Annotated in this window: 1 protein-coding gene; it reads right to left on the reverse strand. The window is 67.6% G+C overall.

Annotated elements, in window-relative coordinates; translation table 11 throughout:
* Positions 1-147 precede the first annotated feature (147 nt).
* On the reverse strand, positions 148-825 hold a 678-nt coding region (locus ACPGXI_RS17980; RefSeq protein WP_526655388.1), incomplete at its 5' end, for a pyrimidine reductase family protein.

Consider the following 825-nt stretch of genomic DNA (forward strand, 5'->3'; position numbering starts at 1 on the left):
TTGCGGCCAGGCCCGGCGAGCAGCCCACCAACGCGACTGAGACCACGACGGACAGCACCCCACCAACGCGCGCGGGGGAAGCAATCGAGCCCCGAGTGCTGGGAGCGCGGAGCAGACGAGGCATGCCGACCACAGTACTGACCGGAATCACTGGGCTGCGCCGGCGCGGGCCGGATCGCGGCGGCTGTAGCGGAGGTAGAGATAGCCGTCGTCGTCGGTGAGCACATGGCCGAGTTGCATTGCAGTGTGGACTTCTGCCGTTCCGGTCACGATTCGAGCGGACTTGCCGCCGACCAGCGCCGGAGCCACGGTCAGGCATATCTCGTCAAGCACGTTCTGTTCGGTGAACATGCCGAGAATGCCGGGCCCTCCTTCGGTGAGTACCCGCGTGAGCCCTTTCCCGGCCAGCAGGTCGAGTGCGACGCGAAGGTCCACCGAATCGGTGTGCGCGCCAGAGGCATCGAGAACTTCTGCGAGTCCGTCCAGGCGTCTTCTGGCGTCGGGGGCCGCCTCGGCACTGGTCAGGATCAGCGGCGTTACCTCGGTCCGGTGAAATAGCCGAGCCTCGGGCTCCAGGAGGCCAGAGCGGGTCAGCACGGCGAGCGGCGGGACCTCGGATTGGCCCTGGTGCTGACGTTCCCGCCGCTGCGTGGCGGACAACCGAACTCCCGCGTAGTTCTCCACGCGCGCCGTGGATGCCCCGACCACGATGACGTCGGCCAGACCGCGCAGCACCGCGAACAGCGCTTGGTCGCCGGCGGCACCCAGATCGCCGGACTTACCAGCGCTCGTCGCGCCACCATCGATCGATGAGATCATGTTGCC

This window comes from Mycobacterium sp., assembly GCF_049608025.1.
Lineage (GTDB): Bacteria > Actinomycetota > Actinomycetes > Mycobacteriales > Mycobacteriaceae > Mycobacterium.